Source organism: Cognatishimia sp. (genome assembly GCF_964229375.1).
In the GTDB taxonomy this organism is placed as follows: domain Bacteria; phylum Pseudomonadota; class Alphaproteobacteria; order Rhodobacterales; family Rhodobacteraceae; genus Cognatishimia.
The window spans coordinates 1-13,595 of record NZ_CAXREH010000086.1 but is presented as its reverse complement, the minus strand read 5'-3'; the positions used below and the strand labels follow the sequence as shown (position 1 = coordinate 13,595).

16 protein-coding genes and 2 tRNA genes are annotated in these 13,595 nt (G+C 57.4%); 13 read left to right on the top strand and 5 right to left on the bottom strand.

The window, feature by feature from the left end; translation table 11 throughout:
- Nucleotides 1-201: 201 nt before the first annotated feature.
- The 3 genes from ACEQWH_RS06955 to ACEQWH_RS06945 all read left to right on the top strand — a co-directional run bounded on the left by ACEQWH_RS06955 (nucleotide 202) and on the right by ACEQWH_RS06945 (nucleotide 4,674).
- A complete protein-coding gene (locus ACEQWH_RS06955) occupies nucleotides 202-3,639 on the top strand; it encodes a pyruvate carboxylase (RefSeq protein WP_370229161.1) in 3,438 nt (1,145 codons plus the stop codon).
- A gap of 104 nt (nucleotides 3,640-3,743) precedes the next feature.
- Nucleotides 3,744-4,133, top strand: a complete 390-nt coding sequence (locus ACEQWH_RS06950; RefSeq protein WP_370229160.1) for an MAPEG family protein — start codon at nucleotides 3,744-3,746, stop codon at nucleotides 4,131-4,133.
- Between the two features lie 151 nt (nucleotides 4,134-4,284).
- The gene (locus ACEQWH_RS06945; RefSeq protein WP_370229158.1) at nucleotides 4,285-4,674 is read left to right on the top strand and encodes an MAPEG family protein; all 390 of its coding nucleotides are present in this window, start codon (nucleotides 4,285-4,287) and stop codon (nucleotides 4,672-4,674) included.
- A gap of 3 nt (nucleotides 4,675-4,677) precedes the next feature.
- On the opposite strand, the gene ACEQWH_RS06940 is transcribed toward ACEQWH_RS06945, so the two are convergent.
- Nucleotides 4,678-5,442: a YHYH protein gene (locus ACEQWH_RS06940; RefSeq protein ID WP_370229156.1), complete on the bottom strand. Its 765-nt coding sequence runs from the start codon at nucleotides 5,440-5,442 to the stop codon at nucleotides 4,678-4,680.
- 157 nt (nucleotides 5,443-5,599) lie between these two features.
- On the bottom strand, nucleotides 5,600-5,980 hold the full coding sequence (locus ACEQWH_RS06935; protein WP_370229155.1) for a hypothetical protein: 381 nt from the start codon (nucleotides 5,978-5,980) through the stop codon (nucleotides 5,600-5,602).
- 121 nt (nucleotides 5,981-6,101) lie between these two features.
- Between ACEQWH_RS06935 and ACEQWH_RS06930 the strand changes: the two genes are divergently transcribed.
- The 4 genes from ACEQWH_RS06930 to hisB all read left to right on the top strand — a co-directional run bounded on the left by ACEQWH_RS06930 (nucleotide 6,102) and on the right by hisB (nucleotide 8,122).
- Nucleotides 6,102-6,176: transfer RNA gene (locus ACEQWH_RS06930), tRNA-Gly, on the top strand.
- Nucleotides 6,177-6,198: 22 nt separating this feature from the next.
- Nucleotides 6,199-6,273, top strand: a tRNA-Gly gene (locus ACEQWH_RS06925).
- Between the two features lie 86 nt (nucleotides 6,274-6,359).
- Entirely contained in the window at nucleotides 6,360-7,442 is a 1,083-nt protein-coding gene (locus tag ACEQWH_RS06920; protein WP_370229154.1) for a glycosyltransferase family 4 protein, read from the top strand.
- A 92-nt stretch (nucleotides 7,443-7,534) separates the two neighbouring features.
- Complete coding sequence (gene hisB, locus ACEQWH_RS06915) at nucleotides 7,535-8,122, top strand: imidazoleglycerol-phosphate dehydratase HisB (protein ID WP_370229153.1); 588 nt, start codon at nucleotides 7,535-7,537, stop codon at nucleotides 8,120-8,122.
- On the opposite strand, the gene ACEQWH_RS06910 is transcribed toward hisB, so the two are convergent.
- Nucleotides 8,119-8,742, bottom strand: coding sequence for a DUF2306 domain-containing protein (locus ACEQWH_RS06910; protein ID WP_370229151.1), 624 nt, complete (start codon nucleotides 8,740-8,742; stop codon nucleotides 8,119-8,121). The genes hisB and ACEQWH_RS06910 overlap by 4 nt on opposite strands.
- A gap of 91 nt (nucleotides 8,743-8,833) precedes the next feature.
- Between ACEQWH_RS06910 and ACEQWH_RS06905 the strand changes: the two genes are divergently transcribed.
- On the top strand, nucleotides 8,834-9,442 hold the full coding sequence (locus ACEQWH_RS06905) for a TetR/AcrR family transcriptional regulator (protein WP_370229149.1): 609 nt from the start codon (nucleotides 8,834-8,836) through the stop codon (nucleotides 9,440-9,442).
- 70 nt (nucleotides 9,443-9,512) lie between these two features.
- Nucleotides 9,513-10,151, top strand: coding sequence for an imidazole glycerol phosphate synthase subunit HisH (gene hisH, locus ACEQWH_RS06900; protein ID WP_370229147.1), 639 nt, complete (start codon nucleotides 9,513-9,515; stop codon nucleotides 10,149-10,151).
- A gap of 70 nt (nucleotides 10,152-10,221) precedes the next feature.
- Here the strand turns inward: hisH and ACEQWH_RS06895 are convergent, their stop codons facing one another.
- Complete coding sequence (locus ACEQWH_RS06895; protein ID WP_370229145.1) at nucleotides 10,222-10,614, bottom strand: DUF2147 domain-containing protein; 393 nt, start codon at nucleotides 10,612-10,614, stop codon at nucleotides 10,222-10,224.
- Nucleotides 10,615-10,768: 154 nt separating this feature from the next.
- Here ACEQWH_RS06895 and hisA point away from each other — a divergent pair, with 154 nt between their 5' ends.
- The gene (hisA, locus tag ACEQWH_RS06890; RefSeq protein ID WP_370229144.1) at nucleotides 10,769-11,491 is read left to right on the top strand and encodes a 1-(5-phosphoribosyl)-5-[(5-phosphoribosylamino)methylideneamino]imidazole-4-carboxamide isomerase; all 723 of its coding nucleotides are present in this window, start codon (nucleotides 10,769-10,771) and stop codon (nucleotides 11,489-11,491) included.
- A 42-nt stretch (nucleotides 11,492-11,533) separates the two neighbouring features.
- Here hisA and ACEQWH_RS06885 read toward each other — a convergent pair whose 3' ends face one another.
- A complete protein-coding gene (locus tag ACEQWH_RS06885) occupies nucleotides 11,534-11,944 on the bottom strand; it encodes a DUF302 domain-containing protein (RefSeq protein WP_370229142.1) in 411 nt (136 codons plus the stop codon).
- Nucleotides 11,945-12,119: 175 nt separating this feature from the next.
- Here ACEQWH_RS06885 and hisF point away from each other — a divergent pair, with 175 nt between their 5' ends.
- From hisF to ACEQWH_RS06870, 3 genes are all read left to right on the top strand, one after another.
- On the top strand, nucleotides 12,120-12,881 hold the full coding sequence (gene hisF / locus ACEQWH_RS06880) for an imidazole glycerol phosphate synthase subunit HisF (protein ID WP_370229163.1): 762 nt from the start codon (nucleotides 12,120-12,122) through the stop codon (nucleotides 12,879-12,881).
- Entirely contained in the window at nucleotides 12,878-13,195 is a 318-nt protein-coding gene (locus ACEQWH_RS06875; RefSeq protein ID WP_370229140.1) for a phosphoribosyl-ATP diphosphatase, read from the top strand. Before hisF ends, ACEQWH_RS06875 begins: the two co-directional genes overlap by 4 nt.
- A 139-nt stretch (nucleotides 13,196-13,334) precedes the next feature.
- A partial coding sequence (locus tag ACEQWH_RS06870; RefSeq protein WP_370229138.1) for an FAD-dependent oxidoreductase occupies nucleotides 13,335-13,595 on the top strand: 261 nt, incomplete at its 3' end.

Sequence of the window (13,595 nt, the reverse complement as noted above, 5' to 3'; positions counted from 1 at the left end):
GCGCAATGGTTTCAGTCAATTTTTTCCTTGCGAAAGCAACAACCTAACAAGATGTTGAACTTTTTTCTTGGATCGCGGAAAAACGGGCGAAATATCCGGCGATATCGTCATATTTCCGTCGTATTGGGTATTGCTTCGATGGATTTCCCTCCCTAAGCCTCTTCGCAGGTGCAGAAACATTTCCAAGGGAGAGGGTCCGCCATGACAGAATTTAAGAAAATTCTTGTTGCCAACCGAGGTGAAATCGCCATCCGCGTCATGCGAGCAGCCAATGAAATGGGCAAGCAGACGGTTGCCGTTTTCGCCGAAGAGGACAAACTTGGCCTGCACCGATTTAAGGCAGACGAAGCCTATCGGATCGGCGAAGGCATGGGCCCTGTGGCGGCCTATCTCTCGATTGACGAGATCATCCGAGTTGCGCGCGAATGTGGCGCGGATGCAATCCACCCGGGCTATGGTCTGCTGTCTGAGAACCCCGATTTCGTCGACGCCTGTGCTGCCAACGGCATCACCTTCATCGGCCCCAAAGCGGAAACCATGCGCGCCCTGGGCGACAAAGCCAGCGCACGTCGCGTGGCCATCGAAGCGGGCGTGCCGGTCATTCCTGCAACCGAGGTGCTGGGCGATGACATGGAGGCTATCAAAGCTGAGGCGAAAGAGGTTGGTTATCCTTTGATGCTGAAAGCGTCCTGGGGTGGCGGTGGTCGCGGCATGCGGCCGATCTTCGGAGAAGATGAACTCGAAGAAAAAGTTCTTGAGGGCCGTCGCGAAGCCGAAGCCGCCTTTGGCAATGGCGAGGGATATCTGGAAAAGATGATCACCCGCGCACGTCACGTCGAAGTCCAGATTATGGGCGACAAACATGGCGGCATGTATCACCTGTTTGAACGCGACTGCTCGGTTCAGCGCCGTAACCAAAAAGTCGTCGAACGTGCGCCTGCGCCTTACCTGAGCGACGAACAGCGTCAGGAAATCTGCGAGCTGGGCTATAAGATCTGCAAGCACGTGAACTATGAATGTGCTGGCACCGTCGAATTCTTGATGGATATGGAAAGCGGCAAATTCTACTTCATCGAAGTGAACCCGCGCGTTCAGGTGGAACACACTGTCACCGAAGAAGTCACCGGAATCGACATCGTTCAGTCCCAGATCCTGATCGCCGAAGGCAAAACCATCGCCGAGGCAACCGGCAAGACTGCGCAGGAAGACGTGCGTCTGAACGGTCACGCGTTGCAGACCCGCGTCACAACTGAAGATCCGCTGAACAACTTTATTCCTGACTATGGCCGCATCACGGCCTATCGCTCGGCCACTGGCATGGGCATTCGTCTGGACGGCGGCACCGCTTATGCGGGCGGCGTTATCACCCGTTATTACGACTCGCTGTTGACCAAGGTTACCGCCTGGGCTCCCACCCCTGAAAAGGCGATTGCCCGTATGGACCGCGCGCTGCGCGAATTCCGCGTGCGGGGCGTGTCCACCAACATTGCTTTCGTGGAAAACCTGCTAAAGCACCCGACCTTCCTGTCCAATGAATACACCACCAAATTCATTGACGAAACCGACGATCTGTTCCGCTTTAAAAAGCGTCGCGACCGCGGTACGAAAGTGCTGACCTATATCGCGGATATTTCGGTGAACGGACATCCGGAAACCGAAGGTCGCGCGGCACCTGCCTCTGATTTGAAACCGGCAATTGCGCCTGAAAAACGGACCGACCCAGCGATGGGTACGCGCAACCTGTTGGAGCAAAAGGGTGCGCAGGCGGTGGCCGACTGGATGAAAAAGCAGAAGCAACTTCTGCTGACCGACACCACCATGCGCGATGGCCACCAGTCTTTGCTGGCAACCCGCATGCGCTCGATCGACATGTTGAAAGTGGCGCCAAGCTATGCCGCGAACCTGCCGCAGCTGTTCTCGATGGAATGCTGGGGCGGCGCGACCTTTGACGTGGCGTATCGCTTCTTGCAGGAATGCCCTTGGCAACGCCTGCGCGATCTGCGCGAAGCCATGCCAAACCTGATGACGCAAATGTTGTTGCGCGCATCAAACGGCGTTGGCTACACCAACTATCCTGACAACGTCGTGCAAAGCTTTGTGGCCGAGGCCGCAAAAGGCATCGACGTGTTCCGTGTGTTTGACAGCCTGAACTGGGTCGAAAACATGCGTGTTGCAATGGATGCAGTCGTGGAAAGCGGCAAGATCTGTGAAGGCACCGTCTGTTATACCGGCGACATTCTGGATCCAAACCGCGCGAAGTATGACATCAAATACTATGTCGGCATGGCCAAGGAGCTCGAGGCCGCAGGCGCGCATGTTTTGGGTCTGAAAGACATGGCTGGCCTGCTGAAACCAGCCTCTGCCCGCCAGTTGATCCGCGCGTTGAAAGAAGAGACCGGCCTGCCGATCCACTTCCACACGCACGACACCTCTGGCATTGCAGGCGCAACCATTCTGGCGGCCGCTGATGCCGGCGTTGATGCGGTTGACGCAGCGATGGACGCTTTCTCTGGCGGCACATCTCAGCCGTGCATGGGGTCGATCATCGAAGCGTTGCGCAACACAGACCGTGACACAGGGATCGACATCACTGCGGTGCGCGAAATCAGCGACTATTGGGAAGCTGTGCGCGCGCAATACGCGGCATTTGAAAGCGGCCTCGCAGCCCCTGCTTCAGAAGTCTATCTGCACGAGATGCCCGGTGGTCAGTTTACCAACCTTAAGGCCCAGGCGCGCAGCCTTGGTCTGGAAGAACGCTGGAGCGACGTTGCACAAACCTATGCAGACGTGAACCAGATGTTTGGCGACATCGTCAAAGTGACACCGTCGTCGAAAGTTGTTGGCGACATGGCGCTTTTGATGGTCAGCCAAGGCCTCACCCGTGAGGATGTGGAAAGCCCTGACAAAGATGTGGCCTTCCCTGACTCTGTCGTCGACATGATGCGCGGCAATTTGGGACAGCCTCCGGGTGGTTTCCCAGAAAGCATCGTCGACAAGGTTCTAAAGGGCGAGAAGCCAAATGTAGCACGCCCCGGCGCACACCTTGCTCCGGTTGACCTGGAAGCGACCCGCGCAGAGCTGTCTAAAGAGTTGGAAGGCTTCAGCGTCGATGACGAGGATCTGAACGGTTATCTGATGTACCCGAAGGTCTTCAAAGACTACATGGGCCGCCACCGCCAGTATGGTCCGGTGCGCGCCCTGCCGACGCGCACGTTCTTCTATGGTATGGAGCCCGGCGAAGAGATCACGGCAGAGATCGATCCGGGCAAGATTCTGGAAATCCGTCTGCAGGCCGTTGGTGAGACCGACGAGAACGGCGAGGTCAAAGTCTTCTTTGAACTCAATGGTCAGCCACGTGTGATCCGCGTGCCGAACCGCTTGGTGAAATCTGCAACCGCCGCGCGTCCGAAAGCCGAAGTGGGCAACGCCAATCACGTCGGCGCGCCAATGCCGGGTGTTGTTGCATCGGTCGGGGCCATCGTGGGGCAAGAGGTCCAGGAAGGCGACCTGCTGTTGACCATCGAAGCCATGAAGATGGAAACCGGCATCCACGCGGAACGCGACGCGGTCGTCAAGGCGGTGCACGTTCAAGCCGGCGGGCAAATCGACGCCAAAGACCTGCTGGTCGAGCTGGAATAACCTGAAAGGCCCTGACGCAAAGTCAGGGCCTTTTTGTTTGACCCGAGACAGCGGCACCCTAAGCTTCGCTTAAGCCCAATGCGCCAAGTAAGAGTTAAGCTGCCATGTCCGTAACCATCACACCCATCTATGCCGCCCTGATCGCCTTTATCTTTTTTGCGCTGTGCTGGCGCGTGATCGCCTATCGCCGCGCACATCGCCTTTCGATCGGCGATGAAGGCAATCGCAGCCTGTTGCGCCGCATGCGCGCGCAGGCCAATTGCGCGGAATATGCACCCTTTGGCTTGTTGCTGTTGCTGATGCTCGAGGTGCAAGGCGCGCCCGCCGCTCTTGTTCACGGCTTGGGCCTGTGCCTGCTGGCCGGCCGCGCCGCGCACGCCTATGGTTTCGCGGCCAAGCCCATGAACCTTCCGATGCGTCAACTGGGGATGGTTTTGACGTTCGTACAGCTGCTTGTGACCAGCGGCGTGCTCTTGGCGCGCGCGGTGATGTAGGAGCGCTGGGGACGCCTGCGGAAATCCACCCTGACGGTACTAGCCCCGCCAGAAGCGCAACCCAAGGGCGTATTTGGTACGGTTTCTATACGTTTGTACAACCCAATTTGAAGTGTACGGTCCGCCAGAATTATTTGGCTACACTTTTACAATGACTATAGCGATCACACCTTTTTATGCGGCCTCTGTGCTGTTTATTTACCTCGCGCTCTCGATGCGCGTCATAGAATTCCGTCGCACATTTAGAATTTACGACGGCGATGAGGGCAACCCCAGCCTTATCCGGCGAATGCGCGCGCAAGCCAATTGTGCGGAATACGCGCCGATCGGTCTCGTTCTGCTTTTGATGCTGGAACTGCAAGGATGGCCGCCCCTCTTTGTTCATGCATTGGGGGCGTGCCTGTTGCTCGGGCGGGCGTCACATGCCTATGGTGTGATCTCAAAGCCGATCAACTTCACGATGCGAAATCTAGGCATGTTGCTGACCTTTGCGCAGATTATTGCCACCTGCGCTCTGCTGGTCGTGCGCGCTTTGATGTAACCCCTATCGGCGACGTTTGCTGAAGCTGCTGTCAGGCGTGCCCATGTGACACCGCGGGATCACTGGATAGTCGTTGGTTAGGAAATAGGCGTAAGTGCCGTTGGGATACTCTGCTGTCACCACATTTGCCCCATTGCATTGATCTAAGGTGCCAGAGCCTGCGACAAAGACATAGTCCTGCACAAATGTGCCATCATAGTCGCCGCTTGGCTGGCTGCCGCCGGGGCGATTGCCCGATCTCAGGCGATAGGAACTGGTCATCTCAACCACTTCTCCATCCACCTCTGCGGTGATCGCATAAATCGGAAATCCATCCGCGGCATAGCCGATCAACGGCGAAGCCTTGGAACTGGACCATCCCAGATCCTGCATGAGCCCCACGGGCAGTCCGTGATAGTGGTATGCGCCCGTCGGCTGAACATGCCCAAAGTTCGCATCCAGCCCCAACGGGATCGCACCGCCCAGAGCCTCATAGTTCCAGCCGGATCGCCGGTCACCTTTCCAGACCTCGGCAGTGCCTGGATCAAAGGGCACCCCGTTGACCGCGACACCAAACAAAGTTCCTCGCTTCTGCGTCGGACTGCTGCGCAGCTTGGGATTGGCCGGCATCGAGAACCTATAATTCTGCGCCGAGATGCGGCTGGGGTTCCCTCGATTCGGGAACCGTCCAACTTGGTGATCGGGAATGCCATTGGACGTAATGATCCGCTTGGACCCGCGCTGCGTGATCGAAACCTGACCACCTGATTTGGTCTGATTGGCTCGCACCAGTGACAGCTCTTGCGCCTCGGTTGCTGTATGCGCGCGTGCTGGGGGCGCCCCTGTGCGTCGACCTGAACAACCAGCCCCAGAACCAGGGCGCTGGCGGCGAGTGCGGTGGTGGTGAGTGTTGCTGCTTTTGACATGGTGTCCTCCTCGATTTTGCCTAAGGCATCACCAACACAGGCCCCTGGCCGTCTTCGCCGAAATCCAGAACTGCGGTGAAGATCCCAGGAACATCGCCCTCAAAACTCAGAGCCACCCGAGTTTTGGCCTGCCCGCCACCATCAATGGTCAAAAAGATCGCCTCGGTCGCGGCCGCTCCGGGCGCAGCAATCGAAAAGAGCGTCACGGCATGAGGTGCCAGATTAAAGATCGACACCGACAGGATCAGGGATGTGCCATCAAACGACTCGACCTCGGCATCCGCGATGATGTCGGCCGCGCTGTGGTCCTCATGCGCCAAGGCCAAGCTTGGCAGGGACACCGCCGCCGCCAGAAACAGGCGACGTGAAAGACGGGGGTATGTTGGATCTGCTGTCTTCATGCTGACTAACACGTGGCGCACACCAAGTTCCGTCGCTTTCCGGAATATTTTTTTGACATAGCTGCATTTTTTCCCTTGCGGCTGGCGGGCAGAGTTTATATCCCACGCCTCACCAAAGGAAGCGGGCGTAGCTCAGGGGTAGAGCATAACCTTGCCAAGGTTAGGGTCGGGCGTTCGAATCGCCTCGCCCGCTCCAATTGGTACACTGACGATGGCATGCGGGCGTAGCTCAGGGGTAGAGCATAACCTTGCCAAGGTTAGGGTCGGGCGTTCGAATCGCCTCGCCCGCTCCATCGCAGACACCAAGCGGTTTTGGCGCTTGAACATAATCCTCCCAAAATTCTAATGTGATCGCGTAGTGCTAAGAGACCTTTATCGTATGAGAATTGCTCAGATTTTTAGCCATAGCGGCGTGAATGGTGTGACCACCAGCGGCCGAATGATTTTGCAGGGATTGCTTGCGCGCGGCCATGCGCTAACCGTATTTCATCGCCCCAATGCCTGGTTCGTCGACAAAGACTATGACGGCGACATAACGTTTCACGAAGTGGACATGGGCGTCCGCTTGTTGAACTACAAAGAAATCACCCGAGTACAGTCAATTTGCGCTGATCAAGGCGTTGAAATCCTGCACAGCCACGGTGACGTGGCATCACGCGTAACCAGCCACATCCGCGTATTTGGCAAACTTCCGACAGTGGCCACGCGGCACAACATGAGTTTCCACCCGCATTGGCGATTTCAGAACGCCGTCATCGCACCCAGTCAAGCCACAGCGGACGATTTGCGGCGTCAGCATCTGGTTGCGCGAAAGCGCCTGCATGTGGTCCCAAATTTCCTGCTTGAGCAGTCACGTTTTCAGCGCAGCGAAAGCACGCGTGGCGAGATGCGCAAAAGCCTTGGAATTCCAAGTAACGCTTTTGTCCTTCTTTCTGTCGGCAGCGTTGAGACCCGTAAGAACCAAAGCGCAGCTCCTGCGCTCATCAAAGCGCTGGAAGACATGGGTGTTCTCGCGCATCTGATACTGGTTGGGGGGCACGCTGGCGACGAGGCCACCAAGGTCGAGACCGAGGCAGAGCGTCTGGGCGTCCAATCACGTCTCCACATTATCGGCCACAGCACCGAGGTGCCCGTCTTTTTGCAGTGCAGTGACGCGTTTTTAAGCACTTCCAAAGCAGAACAGGCATCCATCGCACTGCTGGAAGCTATGGCCGCTGGTTTGCCCACCTATTGCACCGACACTGGGTCCGCTAAGGAAATCATCCGCAACGGGCAAACCGGATACTTGCTGGACTTGGCCAATTCCAAGCCAGCACTGCAAGACATGGCGCGCCTGGCTGCGTCGCCCGACGCGCTGTCGAAAGCGTCAGTCGCCGCGCGCAATCATTTCGAACAGAGTTTTTCGGCCGCAGCCATCCTGCCCCAGCTTGAGCGGCTTTATCAGCAACTGGCTCACGGGTGACCCACCAAAGCTTGCGCAACTAAGCGGCTCATTCACTTGAGTATTTCGAATATGACTCTATAAATCGGGCCAAGCAAAACAGGACAGGTCTTATGCGGACAGCCAGCGTCTCTCGCGCCACTGCGGAAACCAAAATCTCTGTCGAGATCAATCTGGACGGAACCGGTGCCTATGACAACCAAACCGGCGTTGGGTTCTTTGACCACATGCTGGACCAGCTGTCTCGGCACTCGCTGATCGATATGACGATCCGGGCCGAAGGCGACCATCACATCGACGACCATCATACGGTCGAAGACACCGGTATCGCTTTGGGGCAGGCTTTGGTGCAGGCTTTGGGCGATAAACGCGGGATCCGTCGGTACGGCGAATGCCACCTGCCGATGGATGACGCGCAGGTGCGCGCGGCATTGGATTTGTCGGCGCGTCCGTTTTTGGTTTGGAACGTGGACATCCCAACCCAGAAAATCGGTCAGTTCGACACCGAATTGGTCCGCGAATTTTTCACGGCCTTTGCGACGCACGGCGGGATCACGCTGCATATTGACCAGCTTCACGGGGTGAACAGCCACCATATCGTCGAGGCGGCGTTCAAGGCCGTGGCGCGGGCTTTGCGCATCGCGGTTGAAACCGACCCGCGCAAAGAAAGCGATATACCCTCGACCAAAGGGACGCTTTAAGCGACCGCGACGTTGCGGCGACTTTGACGGCGCAACAGCCATTCTGCAAACAGCGCGTTGGGCACCCAACACAGCCATGCCACAAGCGTGTAGCCTGTTTCAAACCCCATGGTTGCAGCCAGAATGGGGAGATAGACCCGCAATGTGACTGCAGCCAAAGTCAACGCAGCAGACCGTATCATCCAGCGGCGATGCGCGGCGATATCGCGCTGCAAAGCTAAGCGGATCGCATTGGCGGTTACGATCAGCCACAGAACCCCAAGTGTGGCAAACCCTGCGCCAGCCAGCTGACCGGCCTCTGTCGTGAGGGCAAGCCAGATGCCTGACAGCCCCCCGATTAGGATCGACACGCCGTAAAGCCGCCCGAGCCAACGGTGCAAGGCCAACTTGCGCGTGCGCAGGCGGGACCAGAATTGAAACGGCACCACCGCGAGCGCCACGGTTGCGCCTGCGACGTGGCCGTAAAACGCCAATGGACGGTCGAGCGCATGATAGATCATCGTCGGTTGCGCATATTCAATCGCGAGAAATGCAAAGCGCAGGGAAAACAACACCACGATAAACGTCAGCCCCCACAGTATGCCAATGGCCCAACGGACCCGAATGTCCAAAGTCTGCATGATCGCTCCAACTTTACAGTGTCAATTTAACTTTACACTGTAAAAATCATTTTAACTTGACGCTGTCAACCCAGTTGAGCAGATAGGAGCTATGCGTCCGATCACACCTGCCAAGAAACACCACCACGGAAACCTGCGCCCTGCCCTGATCAAGGCGGGTCTGGAGTTGCTGGAAGAAGGCGGTATCGACGCGCTGACCTTGCGCAAATGCGCGGCACGGGCCGGCGTGTCTCATGCGGCCCCGGCGCATCATTTTGACGGTCTGCCCGGACTTAAACAGGCCATAGCGGTCGAAGCATTTCAATTGTTCTCCAATCACTTACAAGGCGCAATCGACTCTGGCGAGCAAACGCCGCGCGGCCGGCTGAAATCGATCTGCCGGGGGTATCTGCAGTTTGGTCTAAGCCATCGCGGGCTATTGAACGTCATTTTCGGATTTGACGGTCTTGCGGCGCTGGCAAACCCCGAGGGCCAAGACGAAGCCCATGCGTATCTGATCCTGCGATCCGTCTGCGCCCCCTTTGTGCCGGACGGAACCGATGCGCGCATCATCGAGGCTCAGGTGTGGTCGCTGATTCACGGCTTTACGCTTCTGTACATCGCAGGCGAATTTGGGTCGCCCCCAGAGCCGATTGAAACCGGGCCTTTTGATCAGGTCATGGCGCTTTTGGATCGCATAGGCACAGAGCCCAGCGCGTGACGCCCCCTGCCTCTTGACGCCCTGCGCATTTGGCGGCAACTGAGAACGCAGAACCACGAAGGACACTCCCATGCTGACAGCCATCATCGACTATGAAAGCGGCAATCTGCACTCTGCGGAAAAGGCCTTTCAACGTATGGCCCAAGAGCTGGATGCTGGCGAAGTGGTCGTAACCTCGGATTCTGACACAGTGGCGCGCGCAGATCGCATCGTGCTGCCGGGCGACGGGGCCTTTCCCGCCTGTGCCGCCGAACTGCGTGGTCACAAAGGTATCTATGACGCCATGGTCGACGCTGTGGAAACCAAGGGGCGCCCGTTTCTGGGCATCTGCGTGGGCATGCAGCTTATGGCGACAACGGGCCATGAATACGAGGAAACCCCGGGGTTGAACTGGGTGGCCGGCGATGTTGAGAAAATACAGCCCAGCGATCCCAATCTAAAGGTTCCCCATATGGGCTGGAACAATCTGGTGATTGAACAGGCGCACCCGCTGCTGGAGGGCGTGTCGTCTGGCGATCACACTTATTTCGTGCATTCCTACCATTTCAAAACACACCGCGCCGAAGACCGTATCGCCTATGTCGACTATGGGCAGGACATAACCGCCATCATCGGTCGCGACACGATGGTTGGCATGCAGTTTCACCCAGAGAAAAGCCAGCACGTCGGCCTGCGCATGATCGGGAACTTCCTGACCTGGACGCCCTAGGGCCGCCCCCACATCCCACATAAAAAAGAGCGCCCCAAAGGGACGCTCTTGCCACCCGACGTAGCTGATCTTAGTTGACGCGGCTCCAGGTGCCACCGTCACGACAGATGCCCAGAACACAGCCAGACACAGCCAGGCTGTTGCCGTTCAGGACCATTTTGGACTTGTAGGTCTTGTCCCGGTCTGGCGACCAGATTTTGCCTTTGCCATAATTGCCGTCACCAAGGTTCTGCATATCCCAGATGATTTTCTTGCCGATGTTGTCGGTTTCCAGAGCAGAGCCATCTGGATTGAACGACTTCACCAGCGTGCCACAGATCGTAGAGCCACAGTTTGTGACCTCGATGTGACCATAGTTGCCATTGTCGTCAGGCACGGTTTTCCAGGTTCCATGCACCGGATCAGCCAAGGCCATAGTCGCGCCAAAAACGGTTGCAGCAGCTGCAATCAAGACGTGTTTCATACGATTTCCTCCCAAATTTGCGAGAATCATGAGACAGAGCTGTTTTTCGATCAACCCTGACTTTGGGTCAGGTTGCATTTCGCATCGCCCCATGCGAAAGCCCCCGTGACCAAAATACAGCAGTTCTTCGCGCTGACAAAACGGAACACGCATCATGATCCTTTACCCTGCAATCGACCTTAAAGACGGCAACGCTGTGCGCCTTTTGCACGGGGATATGGACAAGACGACGGTCTTTAACGACAACCCCGCCGCGCAAGCGATGGAGTTTGTCGAGGCGGGTTGTGACTGGTTGCACCTTGTTGACTTGAACGGCGCCTTCGCGGGCGAACCGGTGAACGCGGCCCCTGTCAAAGAGATCCTGTCACAAACCAAAACGCCAGCTCAGCTTGGCGGCGGCATTCGCGACATGGCAACCATCGAGATGTGGCTGAACCACGGGCTCGCGCGGGTGATCCTTGGGACTGTCGCCGTGGAAAACCCCGACCTTGTGCGCGATGCGGCCAAAGCCTTTCCGGGTCAGGTTGCGGTCGGGATCGACGCGCGCAACGGCTATGTCGCCACCAAAGGCTGGGCCGAAGAGACGGACGTCCAAGTGACGGATCTGGCGAAATCCTTTGAGGACGCGGGCGTCGCGGCGATTATCTACACCGACATCCTGCGTGACGGCGCAATGAAGGGGCCGAACGTGCAGGCGACCGCTGATCTTGCAAATGCGGTTGATATTCCGGTGATCGCGTCGGGCGGCGTCTCTTCGCTAGAAGATCTGCGCGCCTTGAAATCCTGCGGTGCGCCGTTGAACGGGGCGATTTCCGGTCGCGCGCTGTATGACGGTGCGATCGATCTGGGCGAAGCCCTCACCGTGCTGAAAGGTTGACCCGACGCGCCCCGCTCTGGCGGGGCGACGGTTCGGGATCGCCTAGCTTGTGGCAGCCGCAGACAATTTGGCCAAAGCCCCCTGCATTGCCCCCACGAATGGTGCATCTGCTGCAATATCAAGCCCTGCCAGCATCTTGGCGGGATCCTGGTAGGTTAGAAAAACCTGCCCGTCTGCATTTTGATAGGCCAAGGCCTTGAGCGGCAGAAACAGGCCAGCCCGAATATCAGACTGCATCGCAGGCGTCCCGAGCTTCGGGTTGCCAAAGATCAACAGCTCGGCGGGGGCCAGATCCGCACCGACTTTCTGTGCACCACCGGCATGATCCACCCGCGCAAACACCTTTGCACCGGCCGCCTCGACTGCAGCCTGAAGCGCGTCGATGGTGCCTGCGACAGAATTATGAGAGGCGACTGATACAAAATCAGACGAGTGGGTCGATGAAGAGGTCATGGCAAAGCTTTCTGTCGTCAGAGGTCTTAATGTGGTTTCTCAGCAAATAAGCAATGCCTCCCTCACTTCACAGCGCCCGGCCCGTGTTTCTGTTCAACTTTTCTCGATCAGCGCAAAAGCTGCGCCCTTGGCGTCGCCATAAGAAGCGCGTATGACGGCCCCAAGAGGTGCCCCAATGCTGAAAACCCGCCTGATCCCCTGTCTGGATGTTGCCGATGGCCGTGTGGTCAAAGGTGTGAATTTCGTCGGCCTGCGTGATGCGGGTGATCCCGTCGAAGCCGCGCGTGCCTATGATGCTGCGGGTGCCGATGAGATCTGCTTTCTGGACATCCACGCAACCCATGAGAACAGAGGCACCATGTTTGATATGGTGCGCCGCACAGCAGAGCAGTGTTTTGTGCCGCTTACGGTTGGCGGAGGTGTACGCACCAAAGATGACGTACGCGCGCTGTTGCTTGCGGGGGCGGACAAAGTGTCGTTCAACTCGGCCGCTGTGGCCAACCCTGATGTTATTGCCGAAGCCGCCGATCAGTTCGGCAGCCAGTGCATTGTCTGTGCGATTGACGCAAAAACCGTCAGCCCCGGCAAATGGGAGATCTTTACCCACGGCGGGCGCAAGGGCACCGGCATTGATGCTGTGGATTTTGCCAAGCTGGTTGCCTCGAAGGGCGCGGGTGAAATTCTGTTGACCTCGATGGACCGGGACGGCACCAAATCAGGTTTTAATCTGCCGCTGACCAAAGCCATTTCAGATGCGGTCAACGTGCCTGTGATTGCGTCTGGCGGCGTTGGCAACCTGGATCATCTGGTCGAGGGCGTCACCAAAGGCGGCGCGAGTGCGGTGCTTGCGGCGTCTATTTTCCACTTTGGCGAATACACAGTCGGCGAGGCCAAAGAACACATGATCGCCAACGGCATTCCAATGAGGCTGACATGAGCACCCTAGACGACCTCGCAAACACCATTGCAGCGCGCGCAAAAGCCGATCCTGACAGCAGCTGGACAGCCAAGCTGTTGGCCAAGGGCCCCGAAAAATGCGCCGAGAAATTTGGCGAAGAGGCGGTCGAGGCCATTATCGAAGCGGTCAAAGACAACCGCGAGGGTCTGATATCTGAATCCGCCGACGTGCTGTTTCACCTGCTGGTGATGTTGCAATCGCGCGGCGTCGCCTTGGATGACGTGCTTGCAGAGCTGGCCCGCCGTCAGGGCACCAGTGGCATCGCCGAAAAAGCCGCGCGCCCGAAGTCCTAAAAAAACGTCACCCATCAGCGCAGGTTCTGTCGCAAATAGAACTAGACAGGCCTGCCCATTATCCTCCAGAGTACTAGACAGACCTGTTTAGATATATCCACCTCGCCAAAAACAGCGCGGGGCCTTGGGGGAGGACATCATGAAATCTCATTACCGTGCAGTCGTGATTGGTGGCGGCGTCGTTGGCACTTCTGTTCTGTATCATTTGGCGAAATTTGGCTGGAAAGACGTATGCTTGATCGAGCGCAGCATCCTGACCGCAGGATCCAGCTGGCACGCGGCGGGCGGCATTCACGCCCTTAACGCGGACCCCAACATTGCATCGCTTCAGGCCTATACCATCGACCTTCTCAGCGAGATTCAGGAAGAATCAGGTCAGGACATCGGCCTGCACATGACC

Bases quoted from the DNA above. Each gene is read 5' to 3' on its own strand.
- ACEQWH_RS06955 (WP_370229161.1), top strand. From the start codon at position 202: ATGACAGAATTTAAGAAAATTCTTGTTGCCAACCGAGGTGAAATCGCC.
- ACEQWH_RS06950 (WP_370229160.1), top strand. From the start codon at position 3,744: ATGTCCGTAACCATCACACCCATCTATGCCGCCCTGATCGCCTTTATC.
- ACEQWH_RS06945 (WP_370229158.1), top strand. From the start codon at position 4,285: ATGACTATAGCGATCACACCTTTTTATGCGGCCTCTGTGCTGTTTATT.
- ACEQWH_RS06935 (WP_370229155.1), bottom strand. From the start codon at position 5,980: ATGAAGACAGCAGATCCAACATACCCCCGTCTTTCACGTCGCCTGTTT.
- ACEQWH_RS06920 (WP_370229154.1), top strand. From the start codon at position 6,360: ATGAGAATTGCTCAGATTTTTAGCCATAGCGGCGTGAATGGTGTGACC.
- hisB (WP_370229153.1), top strand. From the start codon at position 7,535: ATGCGGACAGCCAGCGTCTCTCGCGCCACTGCGGAAACCAAAATCTCT.
- ACEQWH_RS06910 (WP_370229151.1), bottom strand. From the start codon at position 8,742: ATGCAGACTTTGGACATTCGGGTCCGTTGGGCCATTGGCATACTGTGG.
- ACEQWH_RS06905 (WP_370229149.1), top strand. From the start codon at position 8,834: ATGCGTCCGATCACACCTGCCAAGAAACACCACCACGGAAACCTGCGC.
- hisH (WP_370229147.1), top strand. From the start codon at position 9,513: ATGCTGACAGCCATCATCGACTATGAAAGCGGCAATCTGCACTCTGCG.
- ACEQWH_RS06895 (WP_370229145.1), bottom strand. From the start codon at position 10,614: ATGAAACACGTCTTGATTGCAGCTGCTGCAACCGTTTTTGGCGCGACT.
- hisA (WP_370229144.1), top strand. From the start codon at position 10,769: ATGATCCTTTACCCTGCAATCGACCTTAAAGACGGCAACGCTGTGCGC.
- ACEQWH_RS06885 (WP_370229142.1), bottom strand. From the start codon at position 11,944: ATGACCTCTTCATCGACCCACTCGTCTGATTTTGTATCAGTCGCCTCT.
- hisF (WP_370229163.1), top strand. From the start codon at position 12,120: ATGCTGAAAACCCGCCTGATCCCCTGTCTGGATGTTGCCGATGGCCGT.
- ACEQWH_RS06875 (WP_370229140.1), top strand. From the start codon at position 12,878: ATGAGCACCCTAGACGACCTCGCAAACACCATTGCAGCGCGCGCAAAA.